Consider the following 18,619-nt stretch of genomic DNA (forward strand, 5'->3'; position numbering starts at 1 on the left):
CTGCTCATTGTCCATACCATTGTAGCACGTGTGTGGCCCAGGACGTAAGGGCCGTGATGATTTGACGTCATCCCCACCTTCCTCTCTACTTGCGTAGGCAGTCTCGTTAGAGTCCCCAACTTTACTTGATGGCAACTAACGACAGGGGTTGCGCTCGTTATAGGACTTAACCTGACACCTCACGGCACGAGCTGACGACAACCATGCAGCACCTTGTAATCTGTCCGAAGAAAACTCTATCTCTAAAGCTGTCAGACTACATTTAAGCCCTGGTAAGGTTCCTCGCGTATCATCGAATTAAACCACATGCTCCACCGCTTGTGCGGGCCCCCGTCAATTCCTTTGAGTTTCAGTCTTGCGACCGTACTCCCCAGGTGGGATACTTATCACTTTCGCTTAGTCACTGAGCTAACGCCCAACAACTAGTATCCATCGTTTACGGCGTGGACTACCAGGGTATCTAATCCTGTTCGCTCCCCACGCTTTCGTCCCTCAGCGTCAGTATATACGTAGTAGACTGCCTTCGCAATCGGTATTCTGTGTAATCTCTATGCATTTCACCGCTACACTACACATTCTATCTACTTCCATATAACTCAAGTCAACCAGTATCAAAGGCAGTTCCATAGTTGAGCTATGGTATTTCACCTCTGACTTAATTGACCGCCTGCGGACCCTTTAAACCCAATGATTCCGGATAACGCTCGGACCCTCCGTATTACCGCGGCTGCTGGCACGGAGTTAGCCGGTCCTTATTCTTACAGTACCGTCAAGCTAGTACACGTACTAGTGTTTCTTCCTGTATAAAAGCAGTTTACAACCCATAGGGCAGTCTTCCTGCACGCGGCATGGCTGGGTCAGAGTTGCCTCCATTGCCCAATATTCCTCACTGCTGCCTCCCGTAGGAGTCTGGTCCGTGTCTCAGTACCAGTGTGGGGGATCTCCCTCTCAGGACCCCTACCTATCGTAGCCATGGTAAGCCGTTACCTTACCATCTAGCTAATAGGACGCATAGCCATCTTTTACCGATAAATCTTTAATTACAACTCGATGCCAAGTCGCAATACTATGAGGTATTAATCTTCATTTCTAAAGGCTATCCCTCTGTAAAAGGTAGGTTCTATACGCGTTACGCACCCGTGCGCCGGTCGTCATCTGTGCAAGCACAATGTTACCCCTCGACTTGCATGTGTTAAGCCTGCCGCTAGCGTTCATCCTGAGCCAGGATCAAACTCTTCATTGTATATTTTAAATAATATGTAATGAATAAGTTTCAAAAGAATTTTGTTTAATAAATTAAACATGGTTATTCTACTCTTTAATTACGCTGTCAATTTCAATATTTTCAATGAACTTTTAAGATATCTCACTCATGGTTTTAAACACTTATGTAAATCCTAATCTGTAGAAATGATAGACTCGAACTACCTAATCTTTTTATCGATTATTCCAAATTTTCTCTGATCGTTTTTGCTGTATTTCTTAGCGGCTGCAAACATACAAACTATTTCTAATCCGACAATAAAAAAATAACTTTTTTTTATTTTATTTTTTAACCTTAAAAATCTGAACATTTTTGCCGAAAATTTCGGACTGCAAACATACAAACTCTTTACCTTATCAACCTAATTAAATCTGAAATAATTTTAACTTTATTTTTAACCTAAAAACAAAACTAAAAAACTCAAATCCTCTAGCTAACAAAGAAGAAAATCAACAATTTCAAGGAACTAAACCAACAACATATTGCCGTTAGCGGATGCAAAACTACAACACATTTTTAATCTAACAATGACTTTTTTAATGTTTTTTTGAAAAATATTAATAGAAATTCTTAACCGCAAGAAAACGAGTATCTTACAATCTAAAAAAAATGAAACTTTTTTACAAGTAGTTTAATAAAATCTCTATAATCCTATAAAACGAGTTAAAGCAATCTATAATTAAGGTGAAAATTCTTTTTAAGAATATATTATTAAAGTGTTTCCTTTATACTTTTATCTTCTTATTAGGGAAATAATTACTTATTCAAACTATAAAATCATCATAAATCTATTTAAAAGAGTCAAAAAAAACTTTTAAAATAAGCTTGAATCAAAAAAGACGACGTAAATAAATGCTATTTAAACAATTATTTATACCTGTTGTAGTCGTAAAATACTTTTAATAAATATTAATACTTCATTTCTACTAATATTAATATCTTTTATTTTACTTACTATTACATAATAATGAGAGGTTAAAAGCTCTAACTTTTCTTTTTACTTTTTTTGCTTCTCTTCTTCTTTCTAATTTTAGCAAACATTTTCTTATATTCTTCTACATTAATTTCTGCTTTTCTTATTCTGATGATTTCATTAAAATCGAAATTTAGTTTACTTTTTTGGGCTTTTAACGTATCTTCAATAAAAGCTCGTTGCAGAATGTCTTCAATTAAAAAATCTTCGTTTTCAATTTCTGGATGATATTCGTCTTTTAATGAAAGCTTAAAAAGGTTTGCTGTTGTATTATACCAAAATGCTTTCCAACCACTTCTTAGCCCTTTTATATTATTAAAAGCAGTTTCTCCAGTTTGCCTATGAATTAGTTTGATAAGAATACGACCTTCAGTTTTGGTCATCTTTCTTATTTGGTCTGTAAACTCACCTTCTATATACTTTTGGATTTTCTTAGTATAAGATTTACGTTTACTTTTAGATTTAATTTTTAATAGTCTACTATTTAATGTATCTAATCGATCTGAAGCTAATTTAGCATAAGGATACACTTTAAATACTTTTTTACGAAACCAGAAATAATATCGAACATCTATTCTTGATTTAAATCTTTGTTTTGGAAAAATTGAAAATTCATTAAGGTTAACAACTAATGTGTCTCCTGGTTTTACAAAAACGTACTCATCCAATTCTTTGGGCAAAGAATCTATTTCTCTCTTTTGAGAAAAAGAAAAAAATGAAATAAAAACTATATATATGTATAAGAGTTTTTTCAATTTATAATTATTAAAAAATAAGATTAATTAATCTTATCTATAAAATCTTGTTCAGAAATTATTGAAATACCTAAATCTTCTGCTTTTGCTAATTTACTTGGCCCCATATTATCGCCAGCAACTATAAAATTGGTTTTCTTAGAGATTGATGAACTTACTTTACCTCCATTGTCTTCAATTGCTTTTTTAAGTTCGTTTCTAGACATTTGATAAAAAACACCGGAAACAACAAAAACTTGTCCTTGTAATATATCTGTTTGATTTTCTAAACTCTCTTCAGAAACTTCTAACTGCAATCCATAAGACTTTAACCTATTAATTAATTGAATATTCTCTAAATCTGATGAAAATTCTAGAATACTTTGTGCAATTCTATCGCCAATTTCATCTGCTTTTATAAGTTCTTCAAAAGTTGCAGTCATTAAATTATCTATAGATTTAAAATGTTTTGCTAACTTTTTAGCTACTGTTTCTCCTACAAAACGTATACCAAGAGCAAATAATACTTTTTCAAATGGAATATCTTTTGATTTTTTAATTCCGGCAACCATATTTTGGGCAGATTTTTCTGCCATTCGTTCTAGAGGGATAACTTGTTCAGCTGTTAAATCATATAGGTCAGCATAATTTTGAATTAACCCTTCTTTACGTAACAAATCTACGGTTTCACCTCCTAACCCATCAATATCCATGGCTTTTCGCGAAATAAAATGCTGAATTCTCCCTGTAATTTGTGGTGCACATCCAAATTCGTTTGGACAATAATGTTTTGCATCACCTTCTGTTCTTACCAATTCGGTATTACATTCTGGACAATTTGTTGCGTACATTGTTGGTTGAGAATCCTTAGGGCGTTTTGCTAAATCTACTGCAATTATCTTTGGAATAATTTCTCCTCCTTTTTCAACAAAAACTGTATCGTTAATTCTAATATCTAACTTTTCTATTTGATCTGCATTATGCAAAGAAGCACGTTTTACTGTTGTACCTGCTAACTGAACAGGTTCTAAATTTGCAACAGGTGTAATTGCACCAGTTCTACCTACTTGATATGTAATCTCATGCAAAATAGTTGAAACTTGTTCTGCTTTAAATTTATAAGCAATTGCCCATCTTGGTGCTTTTGCAGTGTACCCTAGCTCTTCTTGTTGCTGTAAATTATTGACTTTAATTACAACTCCGTCTGTTTCGTAAGGTAAATTATGACGTTTTAGATCCCAATTATTTACAAAATCGAAAACTTCCTCTATCGATTTTACTAAAGCAATTGTTTCTGGAACTTTAAAACCAATTTTTCTAGCCGCTTCTAAACTCTCGAAATGTGTTTTATATTTTCTTTCTGAAGTTACAACTTGATATAATAAACAATCTAAAGGACGTTTTGCAACTTCTGCACTGTCTTGTAATTTTAAACTCCCACTTGCAGTGTTTCTAGGATTTCTGTATTCCTCTTCTCCGTTTAAAACACGCTCTTCATTCATTTTATTAAAACCCTCTATTGGTAAAATAATTTCACCTCGCATTTCAAAATTAGTAACAAAGTCTTGTCTTATATATAATGGAATTGATTTTATAGTACGAATGTTTGGAGAAACATCATCGCCTTGAAAACCATCTCCTCGTGTTACTGCTTTTACGAACTGACCGTTTTCGTATGTTAAATTAATAGATGCTCCATCAAATTTTAACTCGCAAGTATAATCTAACTCTGTTGTACCTAAAACTTTTTGAACTCTCTTTTCCCAATCCAATAAATCTTCTTTAGAGTAAGAATTATCTAAAGAATACATTCTATTTTTATGTGTAACGGTTTCAAAGTTTTTAGTGATAGCGCCTCCTACTCTTTGTGTTGGAGAGTTTGCATCAAAAAAAGCTGGATTTTCTACTTCTAACTTTTCTAATTCTTTTAACTTTTTATCGAAATCGAAATCTGAAATTGTAGTATTATCTAAAACATAATAATTATAATTATGGTTATTTAACTCATCTCTTAAAGATAGTATCAATTGTTGAATTGTCATTATATATTATTCTTTTACAGTTCCAGAAAAATGATTTATTTTAGAACTTATTGGATTACCAGAAGATCTTCTAAAACTTGCTACTTGACCTGTATGCCAAATTGCATCTGCAATTGGCCCATTAATTAAATTAAAAAAAGGGATGCTAACTTTTCCATCTTTTTTTGATGAAAATTCTGATAAGTCTTTATTCTTCTTTATTTTTTTACTTAACGCTTCTAAATTTAATAATGTTTGTTTTCTCATTTCGGAAAACAACATTTCTGATTTACCTTTAACTTGTATAAAATTGGTATTTGTTAAACGTAACATCATATTAGATAAATCGTATAAATGAATTACCGTTTGCTGGCAATTTCTACCATCACCTTTTGGCTGATATGCTAAATCCTCTGCCCGCAAACCCTGTGTAGACCAAAAATATCTGAACCCCAAACCATCTATCATTCTTGCAACAGTGTTTGGTGCTGAATAATTTTCTTGCATCTTTGGGATTTCATAACAAGGTAATTTCTCTTGAGAATTCATTGTGAAAAAAATTATTAAAGCTATTAAAAAAATGAAGTTTTTCATTTATATAATTTTTGATAAAAATAGTAAAAACAAAAGTTGAAACAAAGGTTTGTTTTAGATTCATCTATTTTTTAAATTTTAAAGAAATAAAATTACTTTCATAGAAAAAATCAAGTAGTTGGCAAATAAATTTAGCCCTGATTAACTTTGCTATTATATTTTTATTGAATCGTTGAATACTTCACATTTGAAATGGTATCCTTTTTTTAAACCTTTATAGAATTATATCATTGCGAGGAACGAAGCAATCTGTTTTTAATTATGAGATTGCTTCGTAAACTCGCAATGACGATTCTTTTAAAAAAAGATATAATGAAAAGCAGGAAATAGCTTCTAAAAAAGAAACCCAAAACAAAATAATGTTTTGGGTTATATAATTTTAAGATTCTGAATTAAAATCAGAATTAATTCAACTTTAAATTTTAAAAAAATTAAAATTTAGTTTCATTAATAATAAGTAAATCTTCTAACTTTTGCTATGTGTTTTGCAAGACGCATTACTTGATGAGAATATCCGTATTCATTATCATACCAAACATAAATTACAATAGTTTCACCGTCTGTTATAGTTGCTTTACTATCGAAAATTGATGGTGCTGTTGTACCAACAATATCAGACGATACTAATTCTGCATCTAAAGAATATTTTATTTGCTCTACTAAGTCACCTTCTAATGCATTTTGTTTCATAATTGCATTTAATGCTTCTGTAGTTACAGGAGATCTTAACTGTAAATTTAATATAGCTAAAGATCCGTTTGGCACAGGAACTCTAATTGCATTTGAAGTTAATTTCCCTTCTAAAGCTGGTATTGCTTTTGCAACAGCCTTACCTGCTCCTGTTTCTGTAATTACCATGTTTAAAGCTGCTGCTCTACCACGTCTATTTTTGCTATGCATATTATCTACCAAATTTTGGTCGTTTGTATATGCATGTATCGTTTCTAAATGTCCTTTTTTAATTCCGAAATTATCTTCTAAAACTTTTAGAACCGGTGAAATTGCATTCGTAGTACAAGATGCAGCAGAAAAAATATCTACATTATCTGGATTATGCTCTAAGTGATTAACACCATGAACAATATTAGGTATTCCTTTACCTGGTGCAGTTAATAAAACTTTGCTTGCGCCTTTTGCTTTTAAATGTCTTGCTAATGCTACATCATCTCTAAAAGCTCCTGTATTATCTATAATTAAAGCATCGTTTATACCATAAGCAGTATAATCTACATCTTCTGGTTGTTTTGCAGAAATCATATGAACAGTTGTTCCGTTAATAATTAACGCATTATTTTCTACATCAGTTTGTACTGTTCCTAAAAAATCTCCATGAACAGAATCTATGCTTAATAAAGAGGCTCTTTTTTCTAATACAGTTTGATTAATTTCTCCACGAGTTACAACAGCTCTTAATCTTAATTGAGAACCTTTACCCATTTTTGTCATTAATTCTCTGGCTAATAAACGACCTATTCTTCCAAAACCATATAATACTACATCTTTAGGTTGAATGTTTTTAGCTTCGGTTGCATTTTTTAATTGTTTTTTTACAAAAGCAACTTTATCTTCACAACCTTTTGGGTTTAAGTAACACTCGTAAGCTAATTTACCTATATCTAATTTAGATGATGGCAAATCTATTTGCTGAATAGCTTTTGCAATACTTAAAGCATCATGAATTGTAATTGGTTTGTTTACAAATTCTTTAGCGTAATCAATTAAATTTAAAACTTCACTAGCTCTTTTATCTACTAATGGGTTTCTAAACATTACTAATTCTATAGATTTATCATACCATAAATCGTGTACAATGTTTATAAATTCTATAGTAGCTCTTCTTGTTTGTGCTTGTAAAGCAACTTCTTTTTCGTAATCTAGATGTGATGACATAGTTGTGTAACTAATTTAAAATTTTTGCAAAAGTATTCCTTTTTTTGAAAATACGAAATCGATTTCGTAAAAAATTTTACAAAAAAATCCTGAAACAATATCAGGATTTTAAATTAAATATTAAAATATGTTTTTTACCTAAAAGCATAACGTTCTCTTTCGCCATCTAAATTTATAACTTCAATATATATAGGATTTCCTTTTCCACTATAAGTATCTAAAGCTTTAGCGGCATCTGAAGCATTTGAAAATATTTGTTTATTAATTGCAGTAATAATATACCCTTCTTTTACACCGTAATAAACTAGGCTTTTATTAGCATTTCTTAAAATTTTAGCACCGCCTTTTATTCCGTATTTTTTTCTTTCTTTATTTGTTAAATCTTTTAAAATAATATTAAAGCTTCTAGAAACAAAAGAATCTTTCTTACTTAATTTAACTTTTTTAGTAATAAATTCACCATTTCTATCCACTGTAATATCTACATATTCTCCTGGTCTTTTTGCTGTTAACTGTCCTCTAAGTTCAGAAAATTTAGAAATTTTAACATTATTAACTTTCATTATAATATCTCCAGATTTTAAACCAGATTGTTCCGCCCCACTTCCTTCAGATAACTTACCAATTTTAACACCCTGAATATTCACATCAGAATTATCTATATTAATCCCTAAAATAGCTTCTTGTACACTACCAAATTCTAATAAATCGTCTACAATTTTTTTTGCAATATTAGAAGGTACAGCAAAAGAATACCCAACAAAAGAACCTGTTTTAGATGAAATTGCTGTATTAATCCCTACTAACTCTCCTCTTGTATTTACTAAAGCCCCACCACTGTTTCCTGGGTTTACTGCAGCATCTGTTTGTATAAATGAGTCTATTGCAGAGTTTCCTTCTAAATCTCTGCCTTTTGCACTTACAATACCTGCTGTTACAGTAGATGTTAAATTGTAAGGATTACCAACTGCCAAAACCCATTCGCCCACTTTTATATAATCTGAATCTGCAAAAGGTACATATGGCAAATCCATATCAACATCAATTTTTAATAACGCAATGTCATTATCTTTATCTGTACCAATTAATTCTGCTTTGTATTTTTTCTTATCATTTAAAGTAATTTCAATTTCGTTTGCCTTATCAATTACATGATTATTGGTAACAATATAACCATCCGAAGAAATTATAACACCGCTTCCTGTACCAACTTGTTCATACCTTTTTGTTCCTCTTCCGTTTCCAAATAAATATTCAGCATAAGGATTTGTTTGCGTTCTTATTGCTGTGTTTTTAACATGTACAACAGCATTTAACGTTTTTTCTGCAGCTACTGTAAAATCTATTGTTGAAGCATCTATTGCTGCAGATTTATTGTTATATGCAGGATTAAAACTTGTTTTTACCGTTTGCATTTCATCTGCAGATGTAGTATTTATAACCACCTGCTCATTAAATAACATTTTATAACCTCCTAAAGTAAGTGTGCCACCTAAAATAGCCATTCCTACAAATCCAAAAAATTTCTTCATAATTCTAAATTTTTAATCAATCAAATATACAATTTTAACATTTTAAAAAAATCTGTTTAACTTGCTTTTAACGGACTTTAACCACTTTTTAACAGACTCTTATTGTTGATGAAATCATTATCTTTGTACTATGGATTTGACTTTTTATAAATACCAAGGAACTGGTAATGATTTTGTAATGATAGATAACAGAGCAAAAAAATTTCCAAAAGAAAATGTTTCTATGATTTCTTATTTAGCAGACAGACATTTTGGTGTTGGTGCAGATGGGATTATTCTAATTGAAAATGACGACCAATTCGATTTTAAAATGATTTATTTTAATGCTGATGGTAGTCAGACTTTTTGTGGTAATGGTGCAAGATGTGCTGTTGCTTTTGCTAAACAATTAGAAATCATAAAAGATAAGACTACTTTTTGGGCTGTTGATGGTGAGCATTTTGCAGAAATTAAAAACAATCTTATTTCTTTACAAATGATAAATGTTGATGATATTAAAGTGAATGAAAATTCAGTTTTTATGTATACAGGAACACAGCATCATGTTGAATTAGTTGATGAATTAAACGAATATCCTGTTTTTGAAAACGGTAAAAAAATTAGATACTCTTATAATGATCCTGGTAGTAATGTAAATTTTGTACAACAAATAAACAACAACACTTTTAGAGTTAGAACTTATGAAAAAGGTGTAGAAAATGAAACTTTAGCATGTGGTACCGGTGTTACCGCTGTTGCCATTGCAATGCATAAAATGAACAGAACAAATAGCAATCATGTTTCTTTACCTGTAGAAGGCGGAAATTTAGAGGTTTCTTTTACAGAAAACAATGGTATTTACACCAATGTGTTTTTAAAAGGGCCTGCTAAATTTGTTTTTAAAGGTTCTATTTCTCTTTAATTCAGTTTGTTTCTAAACTCCTTTTCTTATAAATTCGCTAACGTTGAATATAAGTCATTAAAACGACACATATTCGGTGTCACATTAGGCACAATAAAAAAATCACGTAACGATTAAACATTACGTGATTTTTTTTAAATTATAGTTTATTAGCTAATTAATTTTTGGCTATAGTCTGATTATCTTCATATAGTTTTGCTAAAGAAAAAGCAGCAATTGCCATCACCAAATCTCTTACAGCAACATCTACATAACTCCAGCTAAAAATTAAAGTCAATGCAATACCTACTAACCAAGCAGAAACTACATAAGCACCGATTTTTGTTTTTGTTAAAACAAGTACACCAGCAATAACTTCTATAACACCAACTATCATCATAAATGTGGTAGGTTCAAAAGGAAGCATTCCTGCAAAACCTTCGGAAATATATTGAGACCAATCTGTTAAAATGTTTGTAAATTTGTCTAATCCTGCAACTATTGGCACCAAACCAAAAGTGTACTTTAAAATGTTTTTTACTAATTGTACGTTTGAGTTCATAATTTTAATTTTTAGTTATTTTAAATTTGTTACACTCTTTTGATAGCGGATTTCAAAAAAGGATACAAAATTTTGTAACTTTTTTTAAGAATTATCATCTAAAGTAAAAGACACAATAAAATGGAAGCAGTAAACATCAATGATTTTAACAATCATAAAATAAAAGAGAACGAAGTCATAAAACGTATTTTAAGTGGCGAAAAGGAGCTTTATGAAATTTTAGTAAGACGTAATAATCAAAAATTATATCGAGTAATTAGGAGCTACATAAAAGATGATACTGAAATTGAAGATATAATGCAAGACAGTTATATTAAAGCCTTCACTAAATTATATCAGTTTAAATTGGAATCTTCCTTTTCTACTTGGCTTATTCGCATAGGAATAAATGAATCTTTGGCTCGATTAAAAGAAAAAGGAAAACTGTATCACTTAAACGAACAATCGGATAATTTAAGGAGCAACACAATTTTAGAAATTCCAGATAACAGACAATTAAATCCACAGGACAAGATGGTACGGAATGAAACAAAGCAAATATTGGAAAATGCAATTGATAGTTTAGACATAAAATATAAATCTGTATATATTATGAAAGAAGTGGAGGAAATGAGCCTAAAAGAAATTGCCATTGCTTTAGATTTAACTGTAGCCAATGTAAAAGTACGTTTGCATAGGTCAAAAGAAATGCTAAAAGAGAAGCTCTATGAAGTAACCAATAATAGCAATGTATTTGAATTTGGATTTAGTAGATGTGACAGAATAACAGAATATGTAATGAAATCGATTTAATTATGAAGATATACCACAATAAAATGTGTTCAAAAAGCAGATGTAGCTATGACCTTTTAAAAGATAAAGGTGTAGAATTTGAGACAATAGAATACTTAAAAAAACCTTTAACTAAAGCAGAATTAACTGAATTACTATCTAAATTAAACATTCCCGCAGAAGATTTAATAAGAACAAGTGAATCGGATTATATCCAAAATTTTAAAGGAAAAAACCTTTCCGAATTAGAATGGATTAATGCAATGATTAAATATCCAAAATTGATAGAACGACCAATAGTTGTTAAAGGGAATAAAGCTGTAATCGGAAGACCGATTGAAAAAGTGATTGAATTACTATCTGAATAAAAGCCAGCAGGTAACAAAGTACTGTGGTAAAAAACAAGTAAAAACTCATTAATTTTGCACTAAAGTACTTTTATAGTTGTTATCATATATTAATCCTGATTTTGCAATTGCAAAAGCCTGTTTTAGTAACTTATTACATACTGCTATTAATGCTAGTTTTTTACTCTTTCCTTTGGCAACAATTCGATCATAAAGTGCCTTACAAGCTTTGTTATATTTACAAGCATTAAAACTGCACATAAATAATAAATTTCGCAGCTTTTGGTTGCCTATTTTACTAATTCTCGGACGTCCTTTTACGCTACTTCCACTTTGCCTAATAATGGGAGTTAAGCCTGCATAACTACACAACTCTTTTGCACTTGTAAAACGATCAAATCCATCTGTTAAAACAACTAACATTAGTGCTGTCTTATCTCCTATTCCTGGTATACTTTTTAAGCTTATTAAAACTTCTTGATGCTCTTGTTTTACTAAAATTAATAATTTATCCTCTAAACTTTTCATCTGTTTTTCAAGATATTTTAAACTTTGTTTTAAAGAACTTACAACTGCTTTACTTGGTGTACCTAAAACCAATTCGCCATGAATCTTGTTTTTTAGCATTGTGCTCTGTTTTGTATAGGTAGAAAGGAGTCTAGTCATTTATAAACATTCTAATTGATGCTTTGAATTACCTTTCCATAATTTTAATTCTACTTGTTTTGCATACTCACAAATTAATCTCGAATCACTCTTATCTGTCTTAATCTTTGACAATTTCATCTGAATAAATCTTTTTACAGATAATGGATTTTCTACTGATAATTGAAAACCAGATTCTTGTAAATAATAAGCCAATTGATAATGATAATAACCCGTGGCTTCCATTACACAATGACTATCAGAACCTAAGAGTTTTACAAGCTTTTTAAAACCTGTAATACTGTTTTTAAATTGGTAATAATTACCTCCTGAATCTGTAACATCAAAAACTAAATGACTGACGTCAATCCCAAAATATTTTGTGTCTTTAATCATAAGAAAGTGTTTTGTGAAAGGACAATCTACGCGAGTTTCAACGACTTAAAATCGAGGTCTAAATAGCCTCATAGAACTGTACGAAATCTGTGTAGAAAAGAGAGGGGATTTTCAATGTTGACGAAGTCTTGGCTTCTGCGTGTATAATAACCTTATTCCTCTCTTTTGTGCTTTCTGTTTATAAATCTAATTTAATGTTTTACAAACTTAAGACGTGTATAATTAATGGCTGGTTATCGCCTACTTACGAAAATCCTCGCGGATTTTCTATTCGGTTTTTATTTACTAAATTTAGTGCTTAAACCACGCAACAAACCATATACGTATTCCAAGATCAAATCCTAATAAAATTTAGTTTTTGTTTTAAGCAGCATAATTTTGAAGAACAACATACGGTGTTCCTCTTTTAACTACTGCAAAAGCTCTCGCTATTAGTTTGTTTCTAACATTATTTATTGCTAACATTTTATCTTTTCCTTCTGCTAACTTTTTTTGATAATACAATTTTAGTTCGCTATCATGTTGTATTGCAGAAACACTTGCCATACTTAGTAAACTTTTCATCTTTCTATCTCCTAAATAATGACATTGTTTTCGTCTATGAATACTTGTACCAGAGCGATGCTCAAAAGGTGCAGTTCCACAATAACTGGAGAAAGCACGACAACTTTTAAAACGTGTAAAGTTACCTGTATGATAAATTAATTGACAAGCAACCACAAGACCAATCCCTTTCATACTTTTTAATAATTCGTAGTTTTTACTCATAGAAATATCATCAAAAATTATTTCTTCAATTCTAATTTCTATTGCCTTTACTTGCTTGGTTAGATAATCAATACTACGTTTTAAACTGATACAACCTAAATCTGTTGTAGAACTTAGTAAAAGTACTTTCATTTCTTTTAAAGTGCCTTTTAAACCTGCATTATTTCTAACTAACTGGTCTCTTAAAGCTAACAGTCTACCAAGCTCTAAATGAGAACTACTCTTTACAGTACTTGGTATTAATTCTTCCCTGTAAAGCCAACCATACCTTGCAATTACTTGCGCATCTAGCTTATCTGTCTTCTCTTTTACAATCCCAGAAGAACGCTTAATTTTTAACGGACTCTCCTCCACAAAAACAACTTTCTTACTATGTAAATAAAGTGCCAACTTTAAGGAATAATAACCTGTATTCTCAAAACAATAAAAAACAGCACTTTCTTTTGTTGCTTGTAAAACCCATTTTAAGAGGCTTTTGTAACCAACTAAATCGTTCTTAAACTCTTTATGAACTTGGGCATGATAACAATAAGCATCAATCGTCTTTTTTGATACATCAATTCCTACTACTTCTCTGTAATTTTTCATATTTTTACAATTAGAGTGAATAAATATGTTGCAAAAACTACTTCCTTTATCGGGATTTTTTAAACCTGGTATTCCAAATGGTTCTTTGCAACTTTATAACAACAGAGGACTCGTACGTGTAAGGGAACTACAATTCTAAAACACGTTATAGTTCTCCTCTGTTATTACATAAAGATATTTATTACAAACTAAAGAAACACGTTAGCGAATCTTCTCAAATTTACTTTTAAGGCTAAAAAAATTATTTCAGTAATTTAATAATATTTGTTTTGTATAACTTACCTATTGGAATAATATAATCTTCTATAAATATTCTATTACCTTCAATGCTTTTTATATGCTTTGGAGCAACTGCAAATGATTTGTGAACTTGTAAAAAAATTTCTTTTGGTAACAATTCTAAAACTGAAGATAATTTTTCTCTAATAGTAATTGTTTCATTTTTAGAAATTACTTTTACATAATTCCCTGATGCTTCAACGTATAAAATAGCATCAATTTCTAATTGAATATGTTTTTTATTACTCTTTAAAAAAATACGATTCGTAACCGTATCTTCTTGAGCTACTATTGTACGTTCTGGTAAAGAAGTACTAAATGTTTTATTAATTGCTTTTAAGAAACGATCAAACCCAAATGGTTTTAATAAATAATCAGATATATTAAGCTCATAACCTTCTAAAGCAAATTCTTTATAGGCTGTTGTTACAATAACTTTTGGTGGATTTTTAAGTGTTTTAAGAAAATCAAAACCTTTTAATTTTGGCATATTTAAATCTAGAAATATTAAATCTACTTCATTTTTATTTAAATACTCAAATGCTTCTAATCCATCGTAGCAATTCTTTTCTAACTGCATATTTTGCAATAAATCACAATAACCTTTTATAATTTCATGCGCAATATGCTCATCGTCAATTATTAAATATTTAATCATAACTTGTTTAAAATTAATGTTGCTTTATATATATTTCCTTCAACAGAAAACGATAATTTATGCTTATTAGAATACACCAATTCTAGTCTTCTTTTAAATTTGTTAAACCAATTCCGACTTTTTCGTTAACTTCAGAAGTATCAAAATTATTTTCTATATCAAACTGAATTTTATTTTCAAAAGTAAAAACATTTATGTTTACAAATGCATCTTTCCTTAAATTCTCTACGCCATGTTTAAAAGCATTCTCTAGAAGAATGATAAATAACAAAGGCATAACTTGGAAAGTTTCATCTATTTGATCTTTAAAATCAATGCTGATTTCTTTATGATAACGCATTTTATGAAGCTCAATATAATTCTTTAAATAATCTACTTCATCTTTAAGTAAAACAATTTCTTTTTCTCCTTCATAAATACTATAACGCATCATGTCTGATAGTTTTAGTATTAACTCTTGTGCTTTTTTAGGATTTACAGCTACTAAACCATAAAGGTTATTTAGTGTATTAAAAAAGAAATGGGGGTTAACTTGATTTTTTAAATGCAGTAATTCTGCTTTTGAGGTTTCATTTTTAAGTTTAAAAAATGTAATTACCTGTTTTGTAAACCAATATATACCTAAAATTATAAGAACTGCATAATAAAAAAAGCTATGACTACTATTGAAGCAGGATAATTTTCTAAAAAAACTACAGATTCTTTGCTTGTAGTAATCAGTTCAAAAAAAGCAATTGCGAATGGAAATAATGCTATAAAAATTGCAAATCCAATAATTATTGATCGTTTTCTATTGTTTAAATTTAATATCATACTGTAAAATTAAGATGAATTATCCTCAAATCAAAAGAAGTTGACAAACAACCTATTAAGCGCAATAAACTTAATACAAAGTGGGGTGAAATAACCTTACATATCATCACTAATTTTGTACCCCTTTTTACTATGCGTTTATCCCTATTGTTTTAATTAGAAAGGATTTGAAATTAGTTTTGCTTCAAATATTAAAAAAAATAAAATCATGAATCATTTAAAACCTATAAAAATGTTACAACATATTAAGTTTTTGTGTTTACTTATAACGCTCATTAATTCTAGCATAAATTTTTCTGCTCAGGAGATAGATAAAAAAAATAATATTTCTATTGAAGGAAAATGGGAAGGAAACATTGTTATAAATGAACAAAAATCTGTAGGAATATTATGGAATTTTAAAACAACTAAAGAAGGGCAGTTAAACGGTTATATGGGACCAGCATCTAAAGGAGTTGCAACAATACCAATGCAAGAATTATCTATTAACAAAAATAAAATTAGTTTTACAATTCAATCTCAAGGAAGTTTTGCTGGTTTAATATCAAAAACAAGAATAAAAGGTATTTGGAGCTCGGTAAGTGGAAATAAATTGACGCTTTATATGGTAAGAGAGCTCACAAAAGAACAAGTAAGTGAACGATTTTCAAAACCATCTAGCAGCGGAAAAATTGATATTCAACAAGAGATTGCTCTTGGGAATATTGAAGCAGTTAAAGATTTTTTATCAAAAGGAAATAAAATAAACTCATTATACGGCAAAGGTTCAACATTACTGTTTACAGCTATAAAAAAAGACAGAACTTTTAAAATTGCAAAATACCTTTTAGAAAACGGCGCAAATCCTAATCAAGTAACAGACGGATTAACACCATTAATGTATGCTGTTGCTTATCAAAACTCTAAAATAGCTAAAGAACTTATTGCTCATAAAGCAGATGTAAACTTTATAAGTAAAGAGCAACAATCTGCACTAGTATTTGCCATTAAGAGTAGAAATGCTGAAATATTAAAATTATTAATAAACAATGGTGCAGACCCAAATAAAAAAATTAAAAATAATTATTCTGCTATTGATTTAGCTAAAGAAGAGAATATAAAAGAAGTTCTTGATGTTCTAAATATATCTTTTGAAGGTGTTAGCGACGGACCTTATGTAACAAAATCTAAGACTGGATACACTGCTACTTGGATCAATAAAGGAGAAATACATACTGAAAAAATTAATTCTAAAGATTCTAAAACTATAGAATACAAAGGTTTAAAAGCTAATATTTCTAATAAAGTTTCTAAAGAAGTTAAAAAACTAACCTACAATGGTAATTTTAAAATTGGTGCTGTTAGTGATATACATGGGCAATATGACACATTTATAAAACTGTTAAAAAACAATGGTGTTATTGATAAAAAAGGTGCTTGGAATTTTGGAAATGGACATTTTGTAGTTGCAGGAGATATGTTTGATAGAGGTCCGCAGGTTACTGAAGTATTATGGTTTTTATATGATTTAGAAAAACAAGCAACAAAACAAGGCGGAAAACTACATGTTCTACTAGGTAACCATGATGTTATGGTACTTAATGGAAATTTACGTTCAGTTCACCCAAAATACACAGAAATTGCAAAAACATTAGACGTTCCTTTTAATACTCTTTTTAATACTGGGACAGTTCTTGGTGATTGGTTAAGAACACGTCCTGTATTAGTAAAATTAAACGGTATTCTATTTACACATGGTGGTTTGCACCCAGATTTAGTAACAAAAGGGTTGTCTATTAAAAAAATTAATAAAGAATTTAAAAAACAATTAATAATGAGCGAGTTACCTGAAAAACGTAATGATCTTGGTAACTTTCTTCATAGAGCTCATGGGCCAATTTACTACAGAGGTTACTTTCAAGGAGAATTAGCTACCAATAAACAAATTAACGAATTATTAAAACATTTTAAAATTTCAAATATTGTTGTTGGTCATACTACACATAGACAGATTGAAATGCACTATGACGGAAAAGTAATAGTAATAGATGCCAATATGAAAAGTGGTACAATGGGAGAAATGCTTTTATGGCAAAATGGTGAATTTGAACGTAAGAATCTTTTAGGAGAAAAATTACCTTTAAATAAAATAGAAAATAATAAATAAAACAAAAAAGATGAAAACTAAATTATATAATTATTTAAACAAACCCTATGCAGTAATCTTAATAATGCTTATTGCGCCATTATTTGGATTTATAGATCGAAACTTTACCTTTTTCTTTGGACTTGGTGTTATTTTTCTAATTTTAAAAGGCAGTAAATATAATTGGGCAAGATTTGGAATAGGGCAAAAAATCACAAGTAAAACTATCCTAAAGAGCTTATTATTAGCAACAATCATTTTTATTGTATTTACATTTTTAATAGACCCTTTACTTATAAAGTGGTTAGGTGAATACGATCTTTCATCTATAGATGACATTAGAGGAAATTTACTTGGTTACATTATTTTAATGTTTGTTGTATGGATATTTGCCGCTTTTGGAGAAGAAATTCTCTTTCGTGGTTATTACATGAAAGCACTAGCAGAGTTATTAGGAAATAATAAAACAGCATGGATCTCATCTGCATTTATAGTTTCTTTATATTTTGGAATTTCACATGCTTACCAAGGAGTAATTGGTGTTGTATCTGTGTTTTTATGGTCTTTTGTTATTTCTTTAATCTTTAGTAAAAATAAAAACAATTTACTTTTATTGGTATTGATTCATGGTATTTACGATACAATAGGAATTACTCTTATTTATTTAAACAAAGATCACATTATTACAGAATGGGTACAACAACTTCTTTAAAAAATTAAGTTTTACATTAAATAAAATAACAGCTTTAAAATTAATATAAAAGAGAAAAGAAAGCGAT

14 protein-coding genes, 1 rRNA gene and 1 pseudogene (1 of these 16 only partly in view) are annotated in these 18,619 nt (G+C 29.9%); 5 read left to right on the forward strand and 11 right to left on the reverse strand.

What is annotated here, in order from left to right; all coding sequences use genetic code 11:
- The 6 genes from N5A56_RS08470 to N5A56_RS08495 all read right to left on the reverse strand — a co-directional run.
- Positions 1 to 1,243, reverse strand: a 16S ribosomal RNA gene (locus N5A56_RS08470); it reaches 275 nt to the left of the window's first position.
- A gap of 1,005 nt (positions 1,244 to 2,248) precedes the next feature.
- Positions 2,249 to 2,992 carry a DUF4294 domain-containing protein gene (locus tag N5A56_RS08475; RefSeq protein ID WP_265725063.1) on the reverse strand — a complete coding sequence of 248 codons (744 nt, stop codon included), beginning with the start codon at positions 2,990 to 2,992 and terminating at the stop codon, positions 2,249 to 2,251.
- Between the two features lie 23 nt (positions 2,993 to 3,015).
- A complete protein-coding gene (gene ligA, locus N5A56_RS08480; protein WP_265725064.1) occupies positions 3,016 to 5,013 on the reverse strand; it encodes an NAD-dependent DNA ligase LigA in 1,998 nt (665 codons plus the stop codon).
- Between the two features lie 6 nt (positions 5,014 to 5,019).
- On the reverse strand, positions 5,020 to 5,586 hold the full coding sequence (locus N5A56_RS08485; RefSeq protein WP_265725065.1) for a hypothetical protein: 567 nt from the start codon (positions 5,584 to 5,586) through the stop codon (positions 5,020 to 5,022).
- A gap of 447 nt (positions 5,587 to 6,033) precedes the next feature.
- Positions 6,034 to 7,476 carry a glyceraldehyde-3-phosphate dehydrogenase gene (locus N5A56_RS08490; RefSeq protein WP_265725066.1) on the reverse strand — a complete coding sequence of 481 codons (1,443 nt, stop codon included), beginning with the start codon at positions 7,474 to 7,476 and terminating at the stop codon, positions 6,034 to 6,036.
- 134 nt (positions 7,477 to 7,610) lie between these two features.
- Positions 7,611 to 9,008 carry a trypsin-like peptidase domain-containing protein gene (locus tag N5A56_RS08495; RefSeq protein ID WP_265725067.1) on the reverse strand — a complete coding sequence of 466 codons (1,398 nt, stop codon included), beginning with the start codon at positions 9,006 to 9,008 and terminating at the stop codon, positions 7,611 to 7,613.
- A gap of 130 nt (positions 9,009 to 9,138) precedes the next feature.
- Between N5A56_RS08495 and dapF the strand changes: the two genes are divergently transcribed.
- Positions 9,139 to 9,909 carry a diaminopimelate epimerase gene (dapF, locus tag N5A56_RS08500; RefSeq protein WP_265725068.1) on the forward strand — a complete coding sequence of 257 codons (771 nt, stop codon included), beginning with the start codon at positions 9,139 to 9,141 and terminating at the stop codon, positions 9,907 to 9,909.
- A gap of 157 nt (positions 9,910 to 10,066) precedes the next feature.
- Here dapF and N5A56_RS08505 read toward each other — a convergent pair whose 3' ends face one another.
- The gene (locus tag N5A56_RS08505; protein WP_265725069.1) at positions 10,067 to 10,450 is read right to left on the reverse strand and encodes a DoxX family membrane protein; all 384 of its coding nucleotides are present in this window, start codon (positions 10,448 to 10,450) and stop codon (positions 10,067 to 10,069) included.
- A 120-nt stretch (positions 10,451 to 10,570) separates the two neighbouring features.
- Here N5A56_RS08505 and N5A56_RS08510 point away from each other — a divergent pair, with 120 nt between their 5' ends.
- Together N5A56_RS08510 and arsC are read left to right on the forward strand one after the other, a co-directional pair.
- Positions 10,571 to 11,242, forward strand: a complete 672-nt coding sequence (locus tag N5A56_RS08510) for an RNA polymerase sigma factor (protein WP_265725070.1) — start codon at positions 10,571 to 10,573, stop codon at positions 11,240 to 11,242.
- A 2-nt stretch (positions 11,243 to 11,244) separates the two neighbouring features.
- On the forward strand, positions 11,245 to 11,589 hold the full coding sequence (gene arsC / locus N5A56_RS08515) for an arsenate reductase (glutaredoxin) (protein ID WP_420793190.1): 345 nt from the start codon (positions 11,245 to 11,247) through the stop codon (positions 11,587 to 11,589).
- A gap of 48 nt (positions 11,590 to 11,637) precedes the next feature.
- Here arsC and N5A56_RS08520 read toward each other — a convergent pair.
- The 4 genes and pseudogenes from N5A56_RS08520 to N5A56_RS08535 all read right to left on the reverse strand — a co-directional run bounded on the left by N5A56_RS08520 (position 11,638) and on the right by N5A56_RS08535 (position 15,602).
- A pseudogene (locus tag N5A56_RS08520) lies at positions 11,638 to 12,609 on the reverse strand (IS110 family RNA-guided transposase).
- A 363-nt stretch (positions 12,610 to 12,972) separates the two neighbouring features.
- Positions 12,973 to 13,965: an IS110 family RNA-guided transposase gene (locus N5A56_RS08525; RefSeq protein WP_265725071.1), complete on the reverse strand. Its 993-nt coding sequence runs from the start codon at positions 13,963 to 13,965 to the stop codon at positions 12,973 to 12,975.
- Positions 13,966 to 14,206: 241 nt separating this feature from the next.
- A complete protein-coding gene (locus tag N5A56_RS08530) occupies positions 14,207 to 14,902 on the reverse strand; it encodes a LytR/AlgR family response regulator transcription factor (RefSeq protein ID WP_265725072.1) in 696 nt (231 codons plus the stop codon).
- A gap of 82 nt (positions 14,903 to 14,984) precedes the next feature.
- Positions 14,985 to 15,602 carry a sensor histidine kinase gene (locus N5A56_RS08535; protein WP_337994836.1) on the reverse strand — a complete coding sequence of 206 codons (618 nt, stop codon included), beginning with the start codon at positions 15,600 to 15,602 and terminating at the stop codon, positions 14,985 to 14,987.
- A gap of 321 nt (positions 15,603 to 15,923) precedes the next feature.
- On the opposite strand from N5A56_RS08535, the gene N5A56_RS08540 reads away from it, so the two are divergent.
- Complete coding sequence (locus N5A56_RS08540) at positions 15,924 to 17,861, forward strand: ankyrin repeat domain-containing protein (RefSeq protein WP_265725074.1); 1,938 nt, start codon at positions 15,924 to 15,926, stop codon at positions 17,859 to 17,861.
- 10 nt (positions 17,862 to 17,871) lie between these two features.
- Positions 17,872 to 18,552 carry a CPBP family intramembrane glutamic endopeptidase gene (locus tag N5A56_RS08545; RefSeq protein ID WP_265725075.1) on the forward strand — a complete coding sequence of 227 codons (681 nt, stop codon included), beginning with the start codon at positions 17,872 to 17,874 and terminating at the stop codon, positions 18,550 to 18,552.
- Positions 18,553 to 18,619: the final 67 nt, after the last annotated feature.

Origin of the sequence: Polaribacter ponticola (genome assembly GCF_026191475.2) — a bacterium.
Classification (GTDB): domain Bacteria; phylum Bacteroidota; class Bacteroidia; order Flavobacteriales; family Flavobacteriaceae; genus Polaribacter; species Polaribacter ponticola.